Annotated in this window: 18 protein-coding genes; 15 read left to right on the top strand and 3 right to left on the bottom strand. The window is 57.4% G+C overall.

Going from position 1 to position 21,435, the window contains the following annotated elements; genetic code table 11:
• Positions 1–5: 5 nt before the first annotated feature.
• From BR83_RS0102580 to BR83_RS0102505, 14 genes are all read left to right on the top strand, one after another.
• On the top strand, positions 6–434 hold the full coding sequence (locus tag BR83_RS0102580) for a Zn-ribbon domain-containing OB-fold protein (RefSeq protein ID WP_027355763.1): 429 nt from the start codon (positions 6–8) through the stop codon (positions 432–434).
• 20 nt (positions 435–454) lie between these two features.
• Positions 455–1,216 (top strand): alpha/beta fold hydrolase, encoded by a 762-nt coding sequence (locus BR83_RS0102575; RefSeq protein ID WP_027355762.1) that lies wholly within the window; start codon positions 455–457, stop codon positions 1,214–1,216.
• Positions 1,217–1,263: 47 nt separating this feature from the next.
• Positions 1,264–2,034: an electron transfer flavoprotein subunit beta/FixA family protein gene (locus tag BR83_RS0102570; RefSeq protein WP_027355761.1), complete on the top strand. Its 771-nt coding sequence runs from the start codon at positions 1,264–1,266 to the stop codon at positions 2,032–2,034.
• A gap of 15 nt (positions 2,035–2,049) precedes the next feature.
• Positions 2,050–3,042: an electron transfer flavoprotein subunit alpha/FixB family protein gene (locus BR83_RS0102565; RefSeq protein WP_027355760.1), complete on the top strand. Its 993-nt coding sequence runs from the start codon at positions 2,050–2,052 to the stop codon at positions 3,040–3,042.
• Positions 3,043–3,452: 410 nt separating this feature from the next.
• Positions 3,453–4,496 (top strand): N-acetyl-gamma-glutamyl-phosphate reductase, encoded by a 1,044-nt coding sequence (argC, locus tag BR83_RS0102550; RefSeq protein ID WP_027355758.1) that lies wholly within the window; start codon positions 3,453–3,455, stop codon positions 4,494–4,496.
• A gap of 423 nt (positions 4,497–4,919) precedes the next feature.
• The gene (gene argJ, locus BR83_RS0102545) at positions 4,920–6,134 is read left to right on the top strand and encodes a bifunctional glutamate N-acetyltransferase/amino-acid acetyltransferase ArgJ (protein WP_027355757.1); all 1,215 of its coding nucleotides are present in this window, start codon (positions 4,920–4,922) and stop codon (positions 6,132–6,134) included.
• 86 nt (positions 6,135–6,220) lie between these two features.
• A complete protein-coding gene (argB, locus tag BR83_RS0102540; protein ID WP_027355756.1) occupies positions 6,221–7,108 on the top strand; it encodes an acetylglutamate kinase in 888 nt (295 codons plus the stop codon).
• A gap of 15 nt (positions 7,109–7,123) precedes the next feature.
• Complete coding sequence (locus tag BR83_RS0102535; RefSeq protein ID WP_027355755.1) at positions 7,124–8,320, top strand: acetylornithine transaminase; 1,197 nt, start codon at positions 7,124–7,126, stop codon at positions 8,318–8,320.
• Between the two features lie 82 nt (positions 8,321–8,402).
• Positions 8,403–8,747 (top strand): MerR family DNA-binding transcriptional regulator, encoded by a 345-nt coding sequence (locus BR83_RS17505; RefSeq protein WP_242839610.1) that lies wholly within the window; start codon positions 8,403–8,405, stop codon positions 8,745–8,747.
• 200 nt (positions 8,748–8,947) lie between these two features.
• Positions 8,948–10,651, top strand: coding sequence for an IS200/IS605 family accessory protein TnpB-related protein (locus BR83_RS0102525; protein ID WP_027355754.1), 1,704 nt, complete (start codon positions 8,948–8,950; stop codon positions 10,649–10,651).
• A 357-nt stretch (positions 10,652–11,008) separates the two neighbouring features.
• Entirely contained in the window at positions 11,009–14,254 is a 3,246-nt protein-coding gene (carB, locus tag BR83_RS0102520; RefSeq protein ID WP_027355753.1) for a carbamoyl-phosphate synthase large subunit, read from the top strand.
• 110 nt (positions 14,255–14,364) lie between these two features.
• Positions 14,365–15,300, top strand: a complete 936-nt coding sequence (gene argF, locus BR83_RS0102515; RefSeq protein ID WP_027355752.1) for an ornithine carbamoyltransferase — start codon at positions 14,365–14,367, stop codon at positions 15,298–15,300.
• 1 nt (position 15,301) lies between these two features.
• Complete coding sequence (locus BR83_RS0102510) at positions 15,302–15,481, top strand: hypothetical protein (RefSeq protein ID WP_027355751.1); 180 nt, start codon at positions 15,302–15,304, stop codon at positions 15,479–15,481.
• Between the two features lie 130 nt (positions 15,482–15,611).
• Positions 15,612–16,823 carry an argininosuccinate synthase gene (locus BR83_RS0102505; RefSeq protein ID WP_027355750.1) on the top strand — a complete coding sequence of 404 codons (1,212 nt, stop codon included), beginning with the start codon at positions 15,612–15,614 and terminating at the stop codon, positions 16,821–16,823.
• A gap of 2 nt (positions 16,824–16,825) precedes the next feature.
• On the opposite strand, the gene BR83_RS14855 is transcribed toward BR83_RS0102505, so the two are convergent.
• Positions 16,826–17,317, bottom strand: a complete 492-nt coding sequence (locus BR83_RS14855; protein WP_157832950.1) for a response regulator — start codon at positions 17,315–17,317, stop codon at positions 16,826–16,828.
• A 390-nt stretch (positions 17,318–17,707) separates the two neighbouring features.
• Between BR83_RS14855 and BR83_RS0102495 the strand changes: the two genes are divergently transcribed.
• Positions 17,708–18,334 carry a DUF1614 domain-containing protein gene (locus BR83_RS0102495; RefSeq protein ID WP_114679188.1) on the top strand — a complete coding sequence of 209 codons (627 nt, stop codon included), beginning with the start codon at positions 17,708–17,710 and terminating at the stop codon, positions 18,332–18,334.
• A 13-nt stretch (positions 18,335–18,347) separates the two neighbouring features.
• On the opposite strand, the gene BR83_RS14850 is transcribed toward BR83_RS0102495, so the two are convergent.
• Positions 18,348–19,751 (bottom strand): B12-binding domain-containing radical SAM protein, encoded by a 1,404-nt coding sequence (locus tag BR83_RS14850; protein WP_051617763.1) that lies wholly within the window; start codon positions 19,749–19,751, stop codon positions 18,348–18,350.
• A 78-nt stretch (positions 19,752–19,829) separates the two neighbouring features.
• The gene (locus tag BR83_RS14845) at positions 19,830–21,215 is read right to left on the bottom strand and encodes a radical SAM protein (protein ID WP_051617861.1); all 1,386 of its coding nucleotides are present in this window, start codon (positions 21,213–21,215) and stop codon (positions 19,830–19,832) included.
• Positions 21,216–21,435 lie beyond the last annotated feature (220 nt).

Genomic DNA, 21,435 nt, shown 5'->3' with positions numbered 1-21,435 from the left:
TACCAGTGGGAGCCCATATATCCATACCCATGTACCAGCGGGCAGTCAAGCAGCGCTACCGCCTGGTGGGCCTGAAGTGTCTGAAGTGCGGCAAAATAAATTTCCCGCCCAAAGCAGGATGCAAGTATTGTGGTAATTTCGATCAATTTGAAGAAGCACAGCTAAGCGGCAAGGGCAAGGTTTATTCATATACCATTATTGCCGGTGCCGGGGCGCCACCGGAATTCAGTGAAGAAGCGGCCTACCGCCGATTCTACCCGGTGGTGCTGGTGGAACTGGATGAAGGGCCCCGCATTGTGGCCCAGCTGGTGGATGTGGAAAAGGATCAAGTAGAAATTGGCATGCCGGTGGAAGTGGTCATCAGAAGAATATACACGGAAGAAGATGTGATCAGGTATGGTTACAAGTTCCGGCCCCAAAAAATTAATTCATGAAGAAAAGGCAGAGGTGTTGAATGCCATACCTTATATATAACGACCTAAAAATTTACTACCAGGAGACAACGGGCCGAGAACCGCTGATGATATTTGTTCATGGTGCGGGAGGTTCCAGCCGGCGATGGTCCGCTCAGCTGGAAGCCCTCAAAGGTTTATACCGGGCGGTAGCCCTGGATTTACCCGGACACGGACGATCCGGGGGGAAGCCTCTTGCCTCCATTACCGAGTACGCCGAGTTAGTTGCTGGTTTTATCGATGCCTTACACAGCAGGAAATTCGTTCTGGCCGGGCACTCCATGGGCGGCGCCATTGCCCTGGAGTTTGCCCTGTGCCATGCGGAAAAATTGCAGGGGCTCATACTGGTAGGCACGGGAGCACGGCTAAGGGTGAATCCGCAGGTTCTGGAGACCCTGGCCGGGGGTGAATTACCGCTGCGCAATATAAACAACCTCTTTGGTTCTGCCGTTCCGCAGAGCCTGGTGCAAAGCTTCAGGCGAGAAATGGAAGGGCTTCCCCCCGCGCTGTACCTGGCGGATTATCAGGCCTGTGACAGTTTTGACCGGATGAGTGACATTCAGAAAATCAAAGTTCCCACCCTGATCATTGTTGGGGATGAAGACAAAATGACGCCGGTTAAGTATGCCCAATACTTAAACAATCAAATAGCAAATTCCCGGCTAAAGATTATTTACGGTGCCGGGCATATGACTATGCTGGAAAAACCCGGAGAAGTAAACGAAGCAATAATTGACTTTTTAAATATGATACGGGCAAACTGAGTGGCGGTACCTTTCTAAAAGCTTTAGCGGGAGAAGGTGTTTATTAGATGAAGGTAGTAGTATTCACCAAACAAACCTTTGACACGGAAGCCAAAATCACCCTCGACGCCCAGGGCAAAATCAACCCGGAAGGCGTCAGCCTGATCATGAACCCCTACGATGAATTTGCCGTGGAAGAAGCCCTGCGCATCAAGGAAAAAACCAAAGGGGAAGTAACCGTGGTCAGCATGGGCGGGCCAAAAGCCCAGGACGTCCTGCGCCAGGCACTGGCCATGGGCGCCGACCGGGCCGTACTCATCACCCCCGAACTGGAAGAAATGGACGAATACACCACGGCCACCATCCTGGCCAGAGCCGTATCCCGCATGGAATACCACCTCATTTTAGGCGGCTGGCGGGCCATTGACGACGGCTCCGCCCAGGTGGCCGGGCGGGTAGCGGAAATCCTGGGACTGCCGGTGGTCAACATGGTCATCAAGCTGGAAATAGCCGGCGGCAAGGTTCTGGCCACCCGGGAAATTGAAGGGGGCAGCGAAATGGTGGAAGTGCCCCTGCCCGCGGTGATCACCGCCCAGAAAGGGTTGAACGAACCCCGTTATCCCACCATGAAGGGCATCATGCAGGCCAAAAAGAAGCCCATGGAAAAACTCGCTCTGAGCGACCTGGGACTTACCGCGGAAGAAGTAGCGCCCAAAGTGCGCGCCCTCAAATACTTCCTGCCCTCCCCCAGGGCACAAGGAAAGATCGTACCCGGAGAACCGGCGGAAGCTGCTGCCGCTCTGGTGCGGCTTCTGCGGGAAGAAGCAAAGGTCATCTAAGGAAGGTGGAAGGAAATGGGGAAAGGAATCTGGGTCTACGCCGAACACAAAAACGGTAAGGTTAAAAAAGTCACCTATGAAATGCTGGGTGCCGCTCGCCAGCTGGCTGACCAGCTGGCTGAAGAAGTTGCGGCTGTAATCATCGGCAAAGAAGTGGGCGAACTGGCGCCCGCCCTGGGGGAATACGGTGCCGACAAGGTATACGTGCTGGAAAATGACGCCCTGGCCGAATACACCACGGACGGGTACACCAGGGCGCTGGCCAGGCTGGCCTTAGAACACCAGCCCACGGCCATTTTCCTGGGCTGTACCGTACAGGGGCGAGACCTGGCGGCCCAGGTGGCCCAGCGGCTGCAGGCGGGGCTGTGTACCGACTGCACGAAAGTGGAACTGCAGGACGGCCAGATAACCCTCACCCGGCCCATTTACGCGGGCAAGGCCTTTGTCCAGGCCATCTCTCCGGAAGCCCGGCCGGTGATGGCCACCATCAGGCCCAACGTACTGCCGGTGCCTCAACCCCAAGGGGGACGCGCGGCGGAAGTGGTACAGGTGGACGTGGAACCGGGGGACATCCGCCAGATCATTAAAGAAGTAGTTCGCCAGGTATCCAGCCGTCCCGAACTCACCGAAGCGGACATTATTGTCTCCGGGGGCCGGGGGATGAAATCGGCGGAGAACTTCAAGATACTGGAAGAGCTGGCGGACGTGCTGGGGGCGGCGGTGGGAGCCTCCCGGGCGGCGGTGGATGCGGGATATGCGCCGCACAGCATGCAGGTGGGTCAGACGGGTAAGACCGTATCCCCGCAGCTGTACATTGCCTGCGGCATCTCGGGGGCCATCCAGCACCTGGCGGGGATGGGCTCATCCAAGGTGATTGTGGCCATAAATAAGGACCCGGAAGCCAATATTTTCAAGGTGGCCGATTACGGGATCGTGGGTGACCTCTTTGAAGTGGTGCCCCTGCTCACACGGGAGTTTAAAAAAATACGGGCGGAACAAAACCAGTAAGGGGCGGTTTTTCACCGCCCCGCCATTTATTTACTGGCAATGGCTTAAAAATTACCTGAAGAAAGGTAAACCCTGTTTTAACGGTGACAAGCTTGGGTGCGACTTTGAGCCCGGTGGCCTTGGGCTTGTCCCCGGCCTTTGCCGCCCTGGTGGCAAAACTACAAAGCCCGTACCCCATCTAACACCGATCCCGATAATAACATTAATAACAAAATTTGGTGTAATTAGTACAGGGGATTTTACGCGCCTGTGCAGAAATTGATCCAACCGGGTAATTTTTATCTTATCTTTGAGGTTGTATTTTTATACAACCAATTGTATAATTATAAAGTATTCCCTTATAGAAAGGAGCCTCAGAGGGTGACCAGAAACCCCGGCCTTCAGGCCGCCCGGGTTTGCACCTGACGATTATGGTTATTAAAGCTAGCGTTATCGGGGCCACCGGCTATGCCGGTGCCGAACTGGTCAGGCTGTTAAATGCCCACCCGCAGGTGGAGCTGGTGGGGTTGACCACCCAGAGTTATGCCGGCAAGGCCTTCTGGGAGGTTTACCCCCACCTTTACGGGTATGTGGACCTGGTCTGCGAGGAGCAGGATTTGCCGGCCCTGGTGGAGAGAAGCGATGTAATATTTACGGCCCTGCCCCATGGCCATGCCATGGCCGTGGCCCGGGAAGTCGTTGGCAGGGGAAAAGCCCTGGTGGATCTGGGTGCGGATTTCCGCCTCCACGACCCTGCAGTCTATCAGGAATGGTATAAGGTGGAGCACACGGCCGCGGAGCTGTTGCCTCAAGCGGTGTACGGGTTGCCGGAAATCCACCGGGAAAAAATCCGTTCCGCCCGGCTGGTGGCCAATCCGGGCTGCTACCCCACCAGCGTGATCCTGGCCCTGGCTCCCCTGCTGAAAGAAGGGCTGATCGATACAGGCTCCATTATCATTGATTCCAAGTCCGGCGTTTCCGGGGCCGGGCGGGGGTTGTCCCTGAACACCCATTACTGTGAGGTTAACGAGAGCATCAAGGCCTACGGGGTGGCCGCGCACCGCCATACCCCTGAAATTGAACAGGAGTTGAGCGCCCTGGCCGGCAAAAAGGTGCTGGTTTCCTTTACTCCCCACCTGACCCCCATGATCCGGGGCATCCTGAGTACCATTTACGCCCGGCTGGCCGGGCAGAAAAGCACGGAGGAGATTCTGGCCCTCTACCGCGAATTTTACCGGCAGGAGAAATTTGTCCGGGTGTTGCCCGCGGGCATGCTGCCGGCGACCAAAATGGTGGCCGGTTCCAACCACTGTGATATCGGCCTGGTGGTGGACCGGCGTACCGGCCGGGTGGTAATCATTTCCGCCATCGACAACCTGATTAAAGGGGCTGCCGGCCAGGCGGTCCAGAATATGAATATAATGTTCGGGCTGGCGGAGGATACGGGGCTTTACGGTCCGGGGGTATATCCGTAGAAATATGTAAAATATCTTTCCGGTTAATATTCAGTAGAACCGTTATGACAAGGATGCGGCACTGTCCGGAGCGAATGACTTGCGAAGCGCCGGTAACAGCACCCGGCGAAGCGAGGCTGCCGGCTCGGCTCTCGAGGACGCATGATGAACTACCCGGAAGGAGACTTTTTAAGACATATTATTTCAACAGGTAACAACGAAGAATGATTAGTGGCGGGCAATCCGCAGAGAGCCAGAGCCGGCCCGAAGCAAGCCGCGGTGCTGTCGGCGCGAAGCACTGGAGTGAGCGGGGACAGTGCCGCATCCAACCAGGTTCACTGAGTATTTACGCTTTCTGCTTGCATATGAAGCGAGTAATCTAATGTTGAGTCCGGTCCGAACCCGGACAGTTTAACGACGTAGTGAATAAGGAGGAATGCTGGCTTGGCCAGAACATGGGAAGAGAAAAGCGGCGGTGTCACTGCCCCGCAGGGTTTTCTGGCCGCGGGAGTGGCCGCCGGGGTGAAGTATAAAGGAAGACGGGATATTGCCTTAATTTTTTCCGAGGTTCCGGCCCGGGCTGCCGGGGTGTTCACCACCAACCTGGTGAAGGGTGCCCCTGTGCTGGTAACTATGGAGCGCATTTCCAGGGGGCGTGCCCGGGCGGTGGTGGTGAACAGCGGCAATGCCAATACCTGCAACGGGGAGCAGGGTATCAGGGATGCCCGGGCCATGGCGCAGGAAACGGCCCGGGTATTGAATATTCCCGAGGAGGATGTCCTGGTGGCCTCCACCGGGGTCATCGGCCAGCCCATGCCCATGGGCCGCATTTTGCCGGGTATTGCCGCTGCGGCCCGGGAATTGAGCCCCGGCGGAGGTGCAGCCGCCGCCGAGGCCATTATGACCACCGATACCGAGCCCAAAGAAGCGGCCCTTTCCCTTACCCTCGGCGGGCACACGGTGACCATCGGGGGCATGGCCAAGGGTTCCGGAATGATTCACCCCAGCATGGCCACCATGCTCTGCTTTATTAGCACCGATGCGGCGGTATCCCCATCCTGCCTGCAGGAGACGCTGCGCTACGCGGTGGACCGCAGCTTTAATATGATCAGTGTCGACGGGGATACCAGCACCAATGATATGGTTCTGGTGCTGGCCAACGGATTGGCCGGCAATCCGGAAATTGCCGCCGAAAACGAAGATTATTACCTTTTCCGGGATGCCCTTACCGAGGTTTGCACCCGGCTGGCCCGGGCGGTGGCCAGGGATGGCGAAGGGGCGACAAAGCTGCTGGAAGTAAAAGTAATCAATGCCGCCAGTGAGAAAGATGCCCGCCTGGCTGCCCGGGCGGTGGTAGCTTCCAACCTGGTTAAAACAGCCGTTTACGGCCGGGATGCCAACTGGGGCCGGGTTATCTGCGCCGTTGGCTATTCGGGGGCGCAGTTTGACCCCGACCGGGTGGATATATACCTGGGTGACGTAATGGTGGCCAGGGACGGGATGGCCCTGCCCTTTGATGAAGAAGCAGCCTCGGCTGCGCTGGCGGGCCGCGAGGTGCGGGTGCTGGTGGATTTAAAGTCGGGAGAATGTGAGGCCACGGCCTGGGGCTGCGATCTGACCGGTGAGTATGTGAATATTAATGCCAGCTACCGGACATAACGGTTTGGCAAAATGGATGTGGCATAACTGCTTTTTTTGAGCGTAACTATTGATAGATTGTTATAGTATACGGGGGAGGTATCCGCTTGCTCAGCGCACAGGAGAAGGCGGCCATCCTGGTGGAGGCCCTGCCCTATATAAAGAAGTTCTACGGCAAGACCGTGGTGATCAAGTACGGCGGCCACGCCATGACGGACTGCGGGCTGAAAATGGCCGTACTTACCGATGTGGTTTTGATGAAGTATGTGGGCATGCATCCGGTGGTTGTTCACGGCGGGGGGCCGGAAATCACGGCCATGCTCCAGAAGCTGGGCATTGAGTCCCGTTTTGTCAGCGGCCTGCGGGTTACCGACGAGGAAACCATGGAAATAGTGGAGATGGTTCTGGCGGGCAAGCTGAACAAGGAAATCGTTTCCCTGATCAACCGCATTGGCGGCAAGGCGGTGGGCCTTTCCGGCAAGGATGCCTGCCTGCTTCAGGCGGTGAAAATGCCGGGCAAGGTATATCAGCCCGATGGGAAGGTGGAGATGGTGGACATTGGCTGTGTGGGGCAGGTGAAAAAGGTTAACCCGGCCATTGTCCAGACGCTGATCCATGAGGGCTACATTCCTGTGGTGGCCCCAGTAGCGGTGGGTCCTGAAGGGGAGAGCTACAACGTCAATGCCGATACCGTTGCCGGGGAACTGGCGGCAGCGCTGGGGGCTGACAAGTTAATTATCCTCACCGACGTGGAAGGTATCCTGGAGGACCGGGAAAACAGGGATTCCCTTCTCTCGGTGATCCGGGCGGACGATGTACCCGATTTGATAGCCCGGGGCGTTATCGACGGGGGTATGATCCCCAAGGTGGAATGCTGCACCCGGGCCCTTTACGGGGGAGTCAATACCACCCATATTCTGGACGGGCGGGTGGCCCACTCCATTTTGCTGGAAGTGTTCACGGATAAAGGCATCGGCACCATGGTGGTCCGTTAGCAGGAGGGGATAAAAGTGACGGGTGCAGAAATTATGGAGCTTACCAGCAGGTATGTGATGCAAACTTACGGGCGCCTGCCCCTGGCCCTGGTGAGGGGACAGGGGGCGAGGGTCTGGGATGCGGAAGGGAAGGAGTACCTTGATTTTGTGGCCGGGCTGGCCGTTTGCTCCCTGGGCCACTGCCATCCGGCGGTGGTGGATGCCATAACCTCACAGGTCCGGAAATTAATGCATGTGTCCAACCTCTATTACATTGAAACCCAGGCCAGGCTGGCCCGGCTGCTGGTGGAAAATTCCTGCGGCGACCGGGTGTTTTTCTGCAACAGTGGTGCCGAGGCCAACGAGGCGGCCATCAAGCTGGCCCGCAAGTACGGTAAAATACACGGCGGGCAGGATAAGTATGAAATCATCACCGCCCTGAAATCCTTCCACGGGCGTACCCTGGCCGCCATCACTGCCACGGCCCAGTCCAAGTATCAGAAGGGGTTTGAGCCCCTTCCGGCGGGGTTTAAATACGTTCCCTTCAATGATGTGGAGGCCCTTTCCCGGGCTGTGAACCCCGGCACCTGTGCGGTGCTCCTGGAGCCGGTCCAGGGCGAGGGTGGGGTAAACGTGGCCACGCCTGAATATTTAAAGGCCGCCCGGGAGCTCTGTGACCGCTACAATGCCCTGCTGATCTTCGACGAAGTGCAGTGCGGCCTGGGTCGTACGGGCAGGTTCCTGGCCTACCAGCATTACGGCGTGGAGCCGGACATTTTTACCCTGGCCAAAGCCCTGGGCGGCGGGTTCCCCATCGGGGCCATGGTGGCGAAGGAAGAAGTGGCCGCCGCCTTCAGCCCCGGCGACCACGCCTCCACCTTCGGAGGCAACCCCCTGGCCTGTGCGGCCGGGCTGGCGGCCGTGAAATGCCTGCTGGAGGACGGCGTGATTGAAAATGCGGCCCGGGTGGGAGCCTACCTGAAGGCCCGCCTTCTGGAGCTGGCCGGCCGGTTTTCTTTTGTCAGGGAGGTGCGCGGCCTGGGGCTGATGCTGGGTATGGAATTGTCCATCGAGGGTAAAGAGATCGTTGGCAGGTGCCAGGAGCGCGGTTTGTTGATTAACTGTGTGGACAATCACATCCTGCGCTTTATTCCTCCCTTGATTATCACAGAGGCCGAGGTGGATGAGGCGGTGGAAATCCTGGCCGGCGTCCTGGCTGAGATAAAACAGTAACTTTTGCAGCAGGAGGTTCGTAGCAGCTACTAACAGGTCAACAAATACTGATAAAACATAACAAAACAGTTACCATAAAGTTATGGTGCTTTTAACCATCAGCAAAGCGGCAAAAAAATTAGGCGTTCATCCCGACAGCCTGCGCAACTGGGAGAAGCGGGGTTTAATCAAGCCCGTCCGTCTGCCCGGAGGCCAGCGCCGGTACTCTATGGACGAACTCAACAGGCTCTTGCAATCCGGTCAATTGACTGATGGGCAGGAAGCAGTCGTGCTTTACGCCCGGGTATCTACAAAAAAGCAGGCCGGCGTGGGCAACCTGGACCGGCAGATGGAACGGTTGTGGCAGTACGCCCGGGAAAACGGTTTTATCATCAGGGCAGAATTCACGGACGTAGCCAGCGGCTTAAACCAGAAGCGCCGCGGTTAGCCAACGTACTCAAGCTGGCCGAGCAGGGCGAGTATAAAAGATAATCGCCATAGCGGAAAAAGAGCCGGAGGACGCTCATACTGAGCTGGTTCGGGACCTGCTGGCCATAGTGACGACTTTTTCGGCCCGGTTGTACGGTGCCAGGGGAGGCAGGAAGGTCAGGCAGGGGTTTCGGGAACTGATGGCGGGAGTGACACGGGATGAGGAAGCCGAAAAAGAAACCGAGGAGTCCTGAAGACGGCGTAAAATACACCGTATGCGGCGAGTTTTTCCCAGAGGTTTACCCTGCCTTTCGCTCCCAGAAGTGGGGCCGGGGCGACGAAGACCCTCTGGTCACGGAAATGCGCCTTTTTTGTGCCTGTACCCGCTGGGCGTTCAACCGGCTGCAGGAAGGCCGTTCCCGTCCCCAAGAGCTCAAAAAAGAAGGTCAGAAGTTATTTGGCATAAACTCCCGTTTTTGTGACGATGCCATATTGAAGGCAAAGGCCATTATTGAATCACAGCGAGAACTGCTGGTTTTGGAAGTTGAGGAAATGGAAACGAAGCTGGCCCGGGCCAGGAAGAAACTCGGCTGGGCGGAAAAAGACCTGGATAAAGCAGTTGAAGCAAACGACCCGGTAAAAATCGAGAAAGCTAAACGCGCCGTACACGGCCGCAAATCGCGGGTCAAAAAACTGAGTGATAAGCTGGATGAGCTAAAGACCCATCAAAGTAACGGCACCATACCTGCTGTAGTTTTTGGGGGTCGTTCTTTGTGGAAGGGGATCTGTAAAGGCCGGGTTTCAAAAGAAGAGTGGCGGCAAGCCCGGCAGAACAGGCTTTTTGCCCGCGGCGACGAAACCAAAGGCGGCAACCCGAACATCAAGATAAGCTGTCGGAACGGGGATTTCTCCCTGTCAGTAACCATCTCTCACCTGTCCGAGCAGAAAGGAACAGACAAGAAGGGTAGACCCATAATGACCAGGGCGCCCCGGGTAGAGGGCATACTCTGGCTGCCGGAGAAGCACCGGTTGAAGGTGTGGAAACTGCTCCTTTCGGGCGCGCCCTATACTGTTGAGCTGATCAAGGGCAGGGACGGCCGGTACAGGGTGCACATTACCTTCACCATAACAGCACCTGAACCGGTGACCAGTTCCAACCGGGGATATCTGGGGATGGACACCAACCCGGACGGGGTGGCTTTAGCCAACGTCAATTATTCCGGCCAGCCCGAACCCTGGCCCGAAGGATTCACCGTACCGTACCCGAAGGCCCTGCACAAATTTGCCGGGGAATTCCAGGTGACGGTACACCCGAACGGTTTTCTCTACATCAAAATACCGGAACTTGCTTACAGCCGCGGATACCGGCGCACATACTTAATTGGCGTACTGGCCAAAGTGGTGGTGGGCATAGCAAAAGCCCTGGGTAAGCCCATTGCCTTAGAGGACCTGGACTTCGGGAAAGACCGGCTGGACACCAACAAGAAATTCAACCGCATGGCGGCCAACTTCCCGTTCAAGAAGATAATCGAGGCCGTCACGCGCAAGGCCACAAGAGAAGGGGTGGGGATAAAACCGGTCTGGCCGGCGCACACGTCCACCATCGGCTATTACAAGTACATGGAGCGGTACGGGGTAATTATCCACCACGCAGCCGCTTTAACTATCGCCCGGCGGGCGATAGGCTTCAGAGAGTGCATTACCAACGAGTTGAAGCAAAAAATTCGAGTCATCAAAGAGAAGCTGAACCGGAAGGTTGATTCCTTACCTGGGGAAGGAAAAGGGATGACCCGAAAGGTGAAGCGGCTCTTCAAGCGGCTGGACGAAAAGATTCCTGTATACAACGGTTTGGACCGTTTCAAGCAGGAGTCGTTTTACTCGGTCTGGCACGACTTGAAGGAGCTGGTTTTGCTGAGTAGGTGACCCCGTTTAGCCGGTATCGGAAAAACCGGTAGGCCGTACCTAACAGGTCGCGGGAGGCGGAGTTTTCCGCGAAATAGTCAACATTGATGAAGGCGCAAGCCGGAAGTGCCTATTTCGCGCAGTTCTCCCGTCCGGGTGCCCAGCACTAAACACCCATCGCAACGCTCAACTTCTAAGTATTAACTTAACCTGGGTGTTGAGTGCTGGGCGGGGCCGAGGTCTCCCTGTCGCTTCAGCCCGCTCCCAGGGGCGGGCAAATCCAATCCGGAAAGGGGCGAAAACCTGGTCATGGGGAGGCTGGGTTCACAAAAACTAACAATTGTTAGGTATTGTGAGCTTTTTTGAACCAGGATAACCATGCCCAGACGAAAGGACATTAACAAAGTGCTGGTCATCGGTTCCGGCCCCATTATTATCGGCCAGGCCGCGGAGTTCGATTATGCCGGCACCCAGGCCTGCCGGGCCCTGAGAGAGGAAGGGGTCCAGGTGGTGCTGGTGAATTCCAACCCGGCCACCATCATGACCGACAGCCATATGGCCGACCAGATCTACATCGAACCCCTCACCTGGCAGACTGTGGCCCGCATAATCGAGCGGGAGCGGCCGCAGGGCTTACTGCCCACCCTGGGCGGGCAGACGGGGTTGAACCTGGCCGTGGAACTGGCCCGGCAGGGGGTGCTGGAGAGGTTCGGCGTGGAACTGCTGGGTACCTCCCTGGACAGCATCCGCCGGGCCGAAGACCGGGAGCTGTTCAAGGAAACCATGCTGGCCATCGGCGAGCCGGTACCACCCAGCACCACGGTTACCAGTGTGGAGCAGGCTCTGGAGTTTGCCCGGGAAGCCGGTTATCCCCTGATCGTTCGCCCCGCCTACACCCTGGGCGGAACTGGAGGCGGTATGGCTTCGAGCCCACAGGAGCTGGCGGCCATCGTTCACCGGGGGCTGGCCATGAGCCCTATCGGCCAGGTGCTCCTGGAAAAGAGCGTGGCCGGATGGAAGGAAATAGAATACGAAGTGATGCGGGACGGGGCCGATAACTGTATAACCATCTGCAATATGGAAAATATTGACCCCATAGGTATTCATACCGGGGACAGCATCGTGGTGGCACCTTCCCAGACCCTGTCCGACAAGGAGTACCAGCTGCTGCGCTCCGCCGCCCTGAAAATCATCCGGGCCCTGAAGGTGGAGGGGGGCTGCAACATTCAGTTTGCCCTGGACCCGGAAAGTTTTCGCTACTACGTGATTGAGGTTAATCCCCGGGTAAGCCGCTCCAGCGCCCTGGCTTCCAAAGCCACCGGCTATCCCATCGCCCGCACGGCGGCCAAGATAGCCATTGGCCTGAGGCTGGATGAGATTACCAACCCGGTGACGGGCAAGACCTGCGCCTGTTTCGAGCCGGCCCTGGACTATGTGGTGGTTAAAATCCCCCGCTGGCCCTTTGATAAATTCAGCAGCGCCGACCGCACCCTGGGTACCCAGATGAAGGCCACCGGTGAGGTGATGGCCATTGACCGCACCTTTGAAGGAGCCCTGCTCAAGGCCGTGCGTTCCCTGGAAATCGGGGTGGACAGCCTGCAGTGGAAGGGGTCGGGAAGCTGGAGCGAAATGGAACTGCAGCAGCTGCTCTCCCGGCCCAATGACCTGCGCCTGTTTGCCATTGCCGAGGCTTTCCGGCGGGCCTGGGCCATGCGGGAGATTTTTCAGCTTACAGCCATAGACTATTTTTTCCTGGAGAAAATAAAGAATATCGTGGTGCTGGAAGGGGAACTGCGGGCAGCGCGCGACAACCCCTCTCCCGATTTGCTGCGCCGGGCTAAAGCCTGCGGCTTTGCCGACAGCCACATCGGCCGTTTGACCGGCCTGGGCTTTGACCGGGTGCGGGCGCTGCGGAAGGAGCTCGGCATTGTCCCGGCCTACAAAATGGTTGATACCTGTGCCGCGGAATTTGAGGCCGCCACCCCGTATTACTATTCCACCTACGATGCTGTGGATGAGGTTCCGGTATCTTCCCGGCCCGGGGTGATCGTGCTGGGTTCGGGGCCCATCCGTATCGGCCAGGGTATTGAATTTGACTACTGCTCGGTCCATTCCGTATGGGGTCTGCAGGCCGAAGGGGTGGAGGCTATCATCATTAACAACAACCCGGAGACGGTGAGCACCGATTTCGACACCGCCGACCGCCTGTATTTTGAACCCCTCACCTTAGAAGACGTGCTCAACGTGGTGGAGAAGGAAAACCCCCTGGGCGTAATCGTCCAGTTCGGCGGCCAGACAGCCATCAACCTGGCCGGGGAACTGGCCGCCCGGGGGGTGAGGGTGCTGGGTACGCCGGTGGAATCCATTGACGCCGCCGAGGACCGGGAAAAATTCAGCGCCCTGCTGGCCCGCCTGGGCATTCCCCAGACCGAGGGAGGAACTGCCTTTACCGTGGAGCAGGCCCGGCAGATCGCGGAAAGGCTGGGCTATCCGGTTCTGGTGCGGCCCTCCTACGTGCTGGGCGGGAGGGCCATGGAAATTGTCCATAATACCCCCGAACTGCTGAAATATATGGAAACGGCGGTGCAGGTTTCGCCGCGCCACCCGGTGCTCATCGACAAGTATATCCGGGGCCGGGAAGTGGAGATTGACGGTATAGGGGACGGGAAAGATATATTCATCCCCGGTATTATGGAGCATATCGAGCGGGCCGGGGTGCACTCGGGGGACAGTATGGCCGTGTACCCGCCCCGGAGCCTCACCCCCGCCCAGGTTGAACAGGTGGTTGATTACACCCTCCAGATTGGCCGGGCGCTGAGGGTTTGCGGGTTGCTGAATATCCAGTATGTGGTGGCCAGGGAGGGCATCTTTGTCCTGGAAGTTAACCCCCGGGCTTCCCGTACCGTTCCCATTTTGAGTAAAGTGACGGCTGTACCCATGGTGCAGGTGGCCACCCGGGCCATGCTGGGCAGGAGGCTGGCCGAACAGGGATACGGGTCGGGCCTGGGCGGAATTTCGGATTTCATAGCGGTGAAGGCGCCGGTTTTTTCCTTTGAGAAGCTGGGTGAAGTGGAAATTTCCCTGGGGCCGGAGATGAAGTCCACCGGGGAGGTTATGGGGGTGGATCGTACCTTCCCCGGAGCACTCTATAAAGCCATGACAGCCGCCGGCCTGAGTCCCGTTCCGGCCGGAGTAAATGAACATCCTGCAGCGAAGGCGATCCTGGTTTCCCTGGCCGACCGGGATAAAGTAGAGGCGTTACCCGTGATCCGCCAGTACGCCAGCCTGGGTTACCCGCTTTACGCCACCAGGGGCACGGCCAGAGCCCTTGCCGCCGCCGGTCTCCCGGTACAGGAAGTGGAGGACGGGATCAACCTGGTGCGATCTGGAGCGGTGAGCCTGGTGATCAACACCCCCACCCGGGGCAAGCATCCCGCCCGGCCGGGTTTCCGCCTGCGCCGTACTGCCGCCGAGTACCGGGTGCCCTGCCTGACCTCCCTGGATACGGCCCGGGCCCTGGTGGCGGTGCTGCAGAATTTAAACCAGGGGGAGGAGCCGGCTCCGGTAAGCGTGCGGGAATTTACCGCGGGGATGCTGGTGGGGGAAAGGGAGGCCCTGCCCTGAGCGATTGGCCCGGTTGCCGGCGGCTGCAGTGGCGCCGGGTTAACGACGGGTTGGGTGGTGTTTGGTGCGGGTCTGGGTTATTTTGAACTGTAAAGGAAGGGGTAACACACATGAAGGAGAATTTTAAGGGACGGGATCTTCTCTCCCTGCATGATTTTACACCGGATGAGATCATCACCATCCTGGATCTGGCCGATGAACTGAAGTCCAAACAAAAAAGGGGTATCCCCCATCCTTACCTGGCCGGAAAGACCCTGGGCATGATCTTTCAAAAGTCTTCCACCCGCACCCGGGTTTCCTTTGAGGTGGCCATGTACCAGCTGGGGGGGTACGCCCTGTACCTCAATGCCAGCGACCTGCAGCTGGGGCGGGGGGAATCAATTGCCGATACCGCCCGGGTGCTTTCCCGCTACCTGGACGGAATTATGATCCGTACCTACGCCCAGGCGGATGTGGAAGAACTGGCCCGCTACGCCGATATTCCGGTGATCAACGGCCTGACCGACCTGCTGCACCCGTGCCAGGTCCTGGCCGATCTGCAAACTATCCGGGAGTACAAGGGCAGGCTGGCCGGCCTGAAGCTGGCCTACGTGGGGGACGGCAATAACGTCTGCCATTCCCTGCTTTTCGGCTGTGCCAAAACGGGTATAAACATCAGCGTGGCCTCGCCACCCGGCTACCAGCCCAGGGAGGAAATTGTGCGGGCGGCCAGGGAAGATGCTATTTCAACCGGCAGCCGCATTGAAATCCTTACCGACCCGGTGGCGGCGGTGACGGGAGCTGACGTGGTGGTCACCGATGTGTGGGCCAGCATGGGGCAGGAGCAGGAAAGCGAGCTGCGGAAAAAGGTCTTCGCTCCCTACCAGGTCAATGGAGAACTGGTACGCCATGCCAGCCCGGACTTCATTTTCCTCCACTGCCTGCCGGCCCACAGGGGAGAAGAGGTGACGGCGGAAATCATTGATGGCCCCCACTCGGCGGTCTGGGACGAGGCGGAAAACCGCCTGCATGCCCAGAAAGCCGTGCTGGCCCTGTTAATGGCGTGATATGTTCCGGATTACGCGCGTATCGCTTCTCCTGGCCCTGGCAGGAGGCGCGGGTATTGTACTCCTGGATTTCATCAAGCAGAATCCTGTTCACCTGCCCATGCACCTGGGCGCCTGGTTTACCGGTGTAACCCTGGGGTGGGCTGTCATGTACCTGTTATGGGTGAGGAGGCGTTCATGACGCTTTCAGCGTCATCACCAGAGGATGAAAGCGGCTGCCGTTTTACACGGAAGCGAGCGACATTGAGCCGAGCAGATGCCAAACTTGGCGAGACGTGAAAAAATTATTTCGAAGGAGCGTTAATAACGTTATGAAAAAAGTGGTGCTTGCCTATTCGGGGGGGCTGGACACCTCCATCATCATCCCCTGGCTCAAAGAAAATTACGGTTACGAAGTCATTGCCATGGTGGCCGACCTGGGGCAGGGGGAGGAACTGGCCCCCCTGGAAGAAAAGGCCCTGAAGAGCGGTGCCAGCAAGATCTACATTGAGGACGTAAAACGGGAATTTGTAGAAGAATATATTTTCCCCACCCTGCGGGCGGGGGCCATATACGAGGGCAAGTATCTTCTGGGTACCTCCATGGCCCGCCCCCTGATTGCCAAAAAGCTGGTGGAGGTGGCTGAAAGGGAAGGGGCGGAGGCCGTGGCCCACGGTGCCACCGGCAAGGGAAACGACCAGGTGCGCTTCGAGCTGTCGGTGAAGGCCCTCAACCCCGACCTTAAAATCATCGCTCCCTGGCGGGAGTGGGACATCCGTTCCCGGGAGGATGCCATGGACTATGCCCGTGCCCGGGGGATCCCCGTTCCCGTGACCCGGGAACGGCCTTACAGTATGGACCGCAATATCTGGCACCTGAGCCATGAAGGAGGGGACCTGGAAGATCCGGCCAAGGAGCCGCCCGAAGATGTGCTTTTGCTGACCACACCTCCGGAAAAAGCCCCGGACCGTCCATCTTACGTGGAAATTTATTTTGAAAAGGGCATTCCCAGGAAAGTAAACGGGGAATCCCTGGACCCGGTGGCGCTGGTGGAAAAGTTAAATGCCCTGGGGGGCGCCAACGGTATAGGCGTGGTGGATATGGTGGAGAACCGCCTGGTGGGTATGAAGTCCCGCGGCGTGTACGAAACTCCCGGCGGTACCATCCTCTATCTGGCCCACCGGGAGCTGGAAAGTATATGTCTTGACCGGATGACCATGCATTTCAAAGAACTGGTGGCCGCCCGCTATGCCGAGCTGGTGTATGACGGCGTGTGGTTCTCTCCTTTACGGGAGGCCCTGGATGCCTTTGTGGAGGTGACCCAGCGCACGGTAACGGGCACGGTGCGCATGAAGCTCTACAAGGGCAACTGCACACCTGCCGGGGTCAGTTCGCCTTATTCGCTTTACGATCCGGAGCTGGCCACCTTCAGCCGGGACGAAATATACAACCAGGCCGACGCTGTCGGGTTTATAAACCTTTTCGGCCTGCCCTTAAAGGTACGCGCTTTGATGGAGAAGAGGGCAGGGCTCCGCAAACCTTGATTTTACCGGGCATCGGGTTCAGGCCCGTGTCCGAAATCATGCCCGGCGGGGGTGGAGGGTTGCGGGAGCCTTCGCTGCAAGCGGCTCATGCTCTCAGGCGACTGCAAAGAAGCCCCTCCCACCGCCCCCGCCTGCCGGAACTCCAGAGCCTTTTCTATTACCCGGAGAAGTTTTTGCAGATTAAAGGGTTTGCACAGGAAGTCAAAAGCACCGGCCTTTACGGCCCGGGCGGCCATCCCGGCAGTCCCCGCCGCAGACATCAAAATCACCGGCAGGTGACGGTCATACTGGCAAATCCGCTCCAGCAATTTCATGCCATTGGCATCCGGAAGGTGCACGTCCAGGAGCACCACATCGGGAGACTCCTGAAAAATTAAATCCATGGCTTCCCTGCCCCCGTACGCCGTCCGAACCCGGTACCCGGCATTCCTGAACACCCCGGCCAGCAGATTGCAGATAATTTCCTCATCATCCACCACCAGTACCAGCGCCATTAACTCTCCCCCTTTCCTCCGGCCGGCGCCGCCCCCCCGGTCCAGCCGGGGTTGAACCAGCCGCTTTCTCTGGAATTGCTTTGTGATAGTTGGAGCGTTCACATACAGGTGCAAATTTCATACCCGCCCTGCCGTCCCGCCCGCAGCGTCTCCGGCAAGCCAGCAGGCACCACTTTGGTTCATTTTCAGACAGTTATTTTTAAGGTTTAAAATAGTTCCGTCTTTTAACCAGCTGCTGAAAGCGATATTTGATATTTCTTTTAAATTTTAAAAAATCCTCCCGGTAATCAAAGAAAAAATTTAATCGGCCGGGAAGGATCCGGGCATTTTAAAGGTTAAACATATCCTGTAACTATCTTATGCGGAAAGCAGGTGCTGGCGGTGCCGTTAATGTGGTTTGTCTTCCTGCTTTTACTTTTCCCCTTTCTGATTTTCGTCCTTTTCTTCCAGGTAGCAACCTTTTCTTTTACCAGGCTGGGGTTGTCGCCGGAGGGAGCCGTTTTGCTGTTCAGCCTCTCCCTCATAGGTGGCGTTATTAACATTCCTGTGTCCCGCCGGAAATTTGTGGTCGAGGAAGAGAGGCTTTTCTTTCCTTTTCTTTTTTACTACCCGCCCCGGGTACGCGAGCAAATAATTGCTATTAACGCAGGGGGTGCGGTTATTCCCGTCCTTTTCAGCCTTTACCTTCTGGAACGCACCCCCCTGTGGCCTGCGCTGGCGGCAACACTCATAGTAACTGCGGTGGCCAGGGCCCTGGCCCGCCCCGTGCCGGGGGTCGGCATTTCCCTGCCCGCCTTCATCCCCCCGCTGGTGGCTGCAGCAGCAGCCATTCTTCTGGCCGGCGAGAATGCCGCCCCGGTGGCTTACATTGCCGGCGTCTGGGGCACTCTTATCGGAGCTGACCTCCTGAACCTGCACCGGCTCAGGGAGCTGGGCGGGCACGTCCTGAGCATAGGTGGGGCAGGGGTATTTGACGGTATTTTCCTGGTAGGAGTGGTAGCCGCCCTGCTGGCCTAGTTTTACCTGTAGCTTAAACCCGGGCCATCTGGTTTTCCAGGTAGGCCTGGCAGCTCCCCATCATTTTTGCCCCGTGTACCAGTTTTTGCAGGTGCTCCAGGGAGAGCCGGCCGGTCACAAGCTTCAGCAGAAGCCACTTTAAAGTACCGAAGAAATAGCCGGGGCGCAGATAAACACGCCGGTAAAGGGTGGTAAATTCCCTGTAAAACTGGGGCAGGGGGAGCCGCGTGGGCACGACAGCGTGCAGGAGGTCGAAAAACTCATAATTGGTGGTGGTTAATATATTTTTGAAGCGCTCAAAGAGCTCGGTTCCGGGCAGCGGGGTCAGGATGGTGAACTGCGGCTGCCGGATCTTCAGCTTTCTGACGTAATGAAACAACTTCTGAAAATCCACAGGACTGAAATCCGGATCCACAATAAAGGAGGCGTAGACATTAATTCCCAGTGCATCCAGGATACCCAGTGCCTTCTCGTTATTTTTGACGCTGTTTTGCTTGTTGACCTGCTTCATCCCTTCCTCATCGATCTTTTCAAAGCCAATGAAAACCCCGTCCAGGCCGATATCCTTCCACTGCCGGATGATCTCTGGGTGCCTCACCACGGTATCGCTTCTGGCCTGGATAATATACCTGCGCCTGGGGATGCCACGGCCTTTCAACAATTCGGCAATCTTCCCGGCGCGGCGTACATCGGCCAGGAAATTATCATCGGTAAAAAGAACGTCTCCCGGGGGCAGGAACCTGATTTCCTCCACCACCCTTTCCGGGCTCATACTCCGCACCCTGCCCCGGTAAAAGCGCCAGATACTGCAGAAATTACAGCGGTGGGGACATCCCCACGAAGTTTCCAGCGTAACAAAGGGGCGGCGCATTCCCAGGTAATACTGGTTTCTGTATCTGCCGGTAAGCTCCCGGTCTGCCGGTGGCACCTCATCGAGCGACTGCAAAAGCGGCCGCTCACCGGTGTAGAGCTGGCCTTCCTCTGTATTCAGGACAAGGCCGGCCACCCGGGCCGGGTTCCTCTGCCCCTCGAGGGCAGCAATCAGCTCGGGCGCCGTCGTTTCACCCTCCCCAACCACCACAGCATCCACCGCCGGGTGGTCAAAATCCTCGGGCCTCAAAGAAGCGTGGTGGCCGCCCACAAAAACAAAGGTATTTTTCCTGGCGGCTTTCACCTCCTCAGCAATGCGCAGGGTCTGGTAAACATCCACGGTGAAGGAACAATTAATTCCCACCGCTTCCGGCCGGAAATCTTGAACGGCGGCGGTGATATTCTGTCCGGCCAGCATATCCAGGAGGCGGACGGAATGATCCTTTAACGCGGCGCCAACAATTTCCAGTCCCAGGGGCTCCACTGCAATCAGGCTTTTATAACCCAGCCCTCCTCTGGGCCGCGGCTGAATCAGCAGCACCCGCATTGTGCATAACCTCCCTTTTACCCCGGAATAATGTTCCTGCCCGGGCCGCCTTGATAACGGACCCGGTTCCTCGCCGGCCTACCCCGCTGCATTTACCAGCGCCTTCCCGTTCACCTTCTGGCGTTCGGCCCAGATTTCATCGGCCAGTTCTCCCCAGGCGCGCGAAAGGTCATCCAGGTAGGCAGCCACCACTCCCTCCAGCACGGTTTCGGCACCCTCGTGGGTGGGGTGGGCACCCGACTCCTGCACAATTTCCCGGAGCGCCCGGGGGTTATCGATAATGGGGCACGGCCGCAGATGGTTACAGTGAAAGGGCTGCCGTTTCTGGTAAGCCTCAAACAGGGACGACTTCAGCACCTCCAGCAGGCTTTTTTCGTTTATATTGTCAACGGCAAAATGCACGAAGGCGCAGGGTTCTACCTCACCCTGAGCATTAATGTGGATGTACTTCCGCCCGCCGGCTATGCATCCTTCTACCAGCTCCCCGTCGTTCCAGAAGTCAGCAATCTGGATGGGCTTATGGGTGCGCAGGTAGGGAATGCGCCTGGCCAGGTACGCCCTCTGTTCCGGCGTAATCATCAATTTTACGTCAGGATTACGCCCGATCGGAATATAGTGGAAGGTCCAGACGTAAGCGACTCCCCGCTCAATGAGGAAATCAATGAATTCGTCGCTGGTCACCTCCTGCACGTTATGGCGGGTAATGGTCAGGGAAGCTCCGAAAACCGCCCCCCGGGCGCGCAGGAGATCCATGGCCCGCATAACTCTGGCAAAAGTACCGGCACCCCGGCGGGCATCCGTGGTTTCCTGCCACCCCTCCAGGCTGATCGCCGGGGAGAAATTGCCCACTTCAATAATCCGGCCGGCCATCTCCTCGTCGATAAGCGTCCCGTTGGTGTAGGCCATGAAGGCCATGTCGCTGTGCCTGGCCATTAGCTCGAAAAGGCGCGGGTAGACCAGGGGCTCCCCGCCGGAAAAAACAATCCAGTACATGCCCAGCTCTTTGGCCTCGTTGAAAAGTTTATCCAGCCTTTCGAAAGAGAGGGAATTCCGGGGAGAGTACCTGCCCGCCCAGCAGCCCCGGCAGTTTAAATTGCAGGCGCTGGTGGGATCGACCAGCAGGAAATCCGGAACGTGCACTCCCAGTGCTGCCGCCTTACTCTCCCGTAAAGAAGAGCCCAGAAGAATTTGGTGGATGAACCAGTTGAGGATGAGCCGCTTTTTCACATGCGGATGAACCTCGCGCAGCAGGCGGTTGACATAGCAGCTAACGGTCGCGTTTTCCCTGTACATCCTGGCCAGCTGCTCGATCTGCTCTTTATGCTTGTCCAGCAGGGCAATGGTTTTGACGAAACTCAAAAGTTTGGGAAAATTCGCTTCCGGATCTTTTTCCAGGTAAGCAATAGTGCGGGATAATAGCTGTGCTGCCACCCGGCTTTTCGTTTGGAAAAGAGTGGTTGCCATTTTCTTATCTCCTTTCATTTTAGAATAGTGGTACAAAAAACCATAAGGAACCTCCGAACAGCATTTCAGGAATATAGTTACCCTCCGGGAAATTTTTAACCCGGTCAAATTTTATTATCTTCAGACAGCTATTTCTTATCCTCCAGGCCTCAAATAAAAAAAGCGGGCTCGGGGTACCCGCTAAAAACATATATTGCTTACACAATTACCACTGGTATTT

The organism is Desulfofundulus thermocisternus DSM 10259, from assembly GCF_000686645.1.
GTDB lineage: Bacteria > Bacillota > Desulfotomaculia > Desulfotomaculales > Desulfovirgulaceae > Desulfofundulus > Desulfofundulus australicus.
This window is presented reverse-complemented; position numbering and strand designations above follow the sequence as displayed.

Coding starts and splice junctions, on each gene's coding strand:
- BR83_RS0102575 (WP_027355762.1), top strand. CDS start 455: ATGCCATACCTTATATATAACGACCTAAAAATTTACTACCAGGAGACA.
- BR83_RS0102570 (WP_027355761.1), top strand. CDS start 1,264: ATGAAGGTAGTAGTATTCACCAAACAAACCTTTGACACGGAAGCCAAA.
- BR83_RS0102565 (WP_027355760.1), top strand. CDS start 2,050: ATGGGGAAAGGAATCTGGGTCTACGCCGAACACAAAAACGGTAAGGTT.
- argC (WP_027355758.1), top strand. CDS start 3,453: ATGGTTATTAAAGCTAGCGTTATCGGGGCCACCGGCTATGCCGGTGCC.
- BR83_RS17505 (WP_242839610.1), top strand. CDS start 8,403: ATGGTGCTTTTAACCATCAGCAAAGCGGCAAAAAAATTAGGCGTTCAT.
- BR83_RS0102525 (WP_027355754.1), top strand. CDS start 8,948: ATGAGGAAGCCGAAAAAGAAACCGAGGAGTCCTGAAGACGGCGTAAAA.
- carB (WP_027355753.1), top strand. CDS start 11,009: ATGCCCAGACGAAAGGACATTAACAAAGTGCTGGTCATCGGTTCCGGC.
- argF (WP_027355752.1), top strand. CDS start 14,365: ATGAAGGAGAATTTTAAGGGACGGGATCTTCTCTCCCTGCATGATTTT.
- BR83_RS0102510 (WP_027355751.1), top strand. CDS start 15,302: ATGTTCCGGATTACGCGCGTATCGCTTCTCCTGGCCCTGGCAGGAGGC.
- BR83_RS0102505 (WP_027355750.1), top strand. CDS start 15,612: ATGAAAAAAGTGGTGCTTGCCTATTCGGGGGGGCTGGACACCTCCATC.
- BR83_RS14855 (WP_157832950.1), bottom strand. CDS start 17,317: ATGGCGCTGGTACTGGTGGTGGATGATGAGGAAATTATCTGCAATCTG.
- BR83_RS0102495 (WP_114679188.1), top strand. CDS start 17,708: ATGTGGTTTGTCTTCCTGCTTTTACTTTTCCCCTTTCTGATTTTCGTC.
- BR83_RS14850 (WP_051617763.1), bottom strand. CDS start 19,751: ATGCGGGTGCTGCTGATTCAGCCGCGGCCCAGAGGAGGGCTGGGTTAT.
- BR83_RS14845 (WP_051617861.1), bottom strand. CDS start 21,215: ATGGCAACCACTCTTTTCCAAACGAAAAGCCGGGTGGCAGCACAGCTA.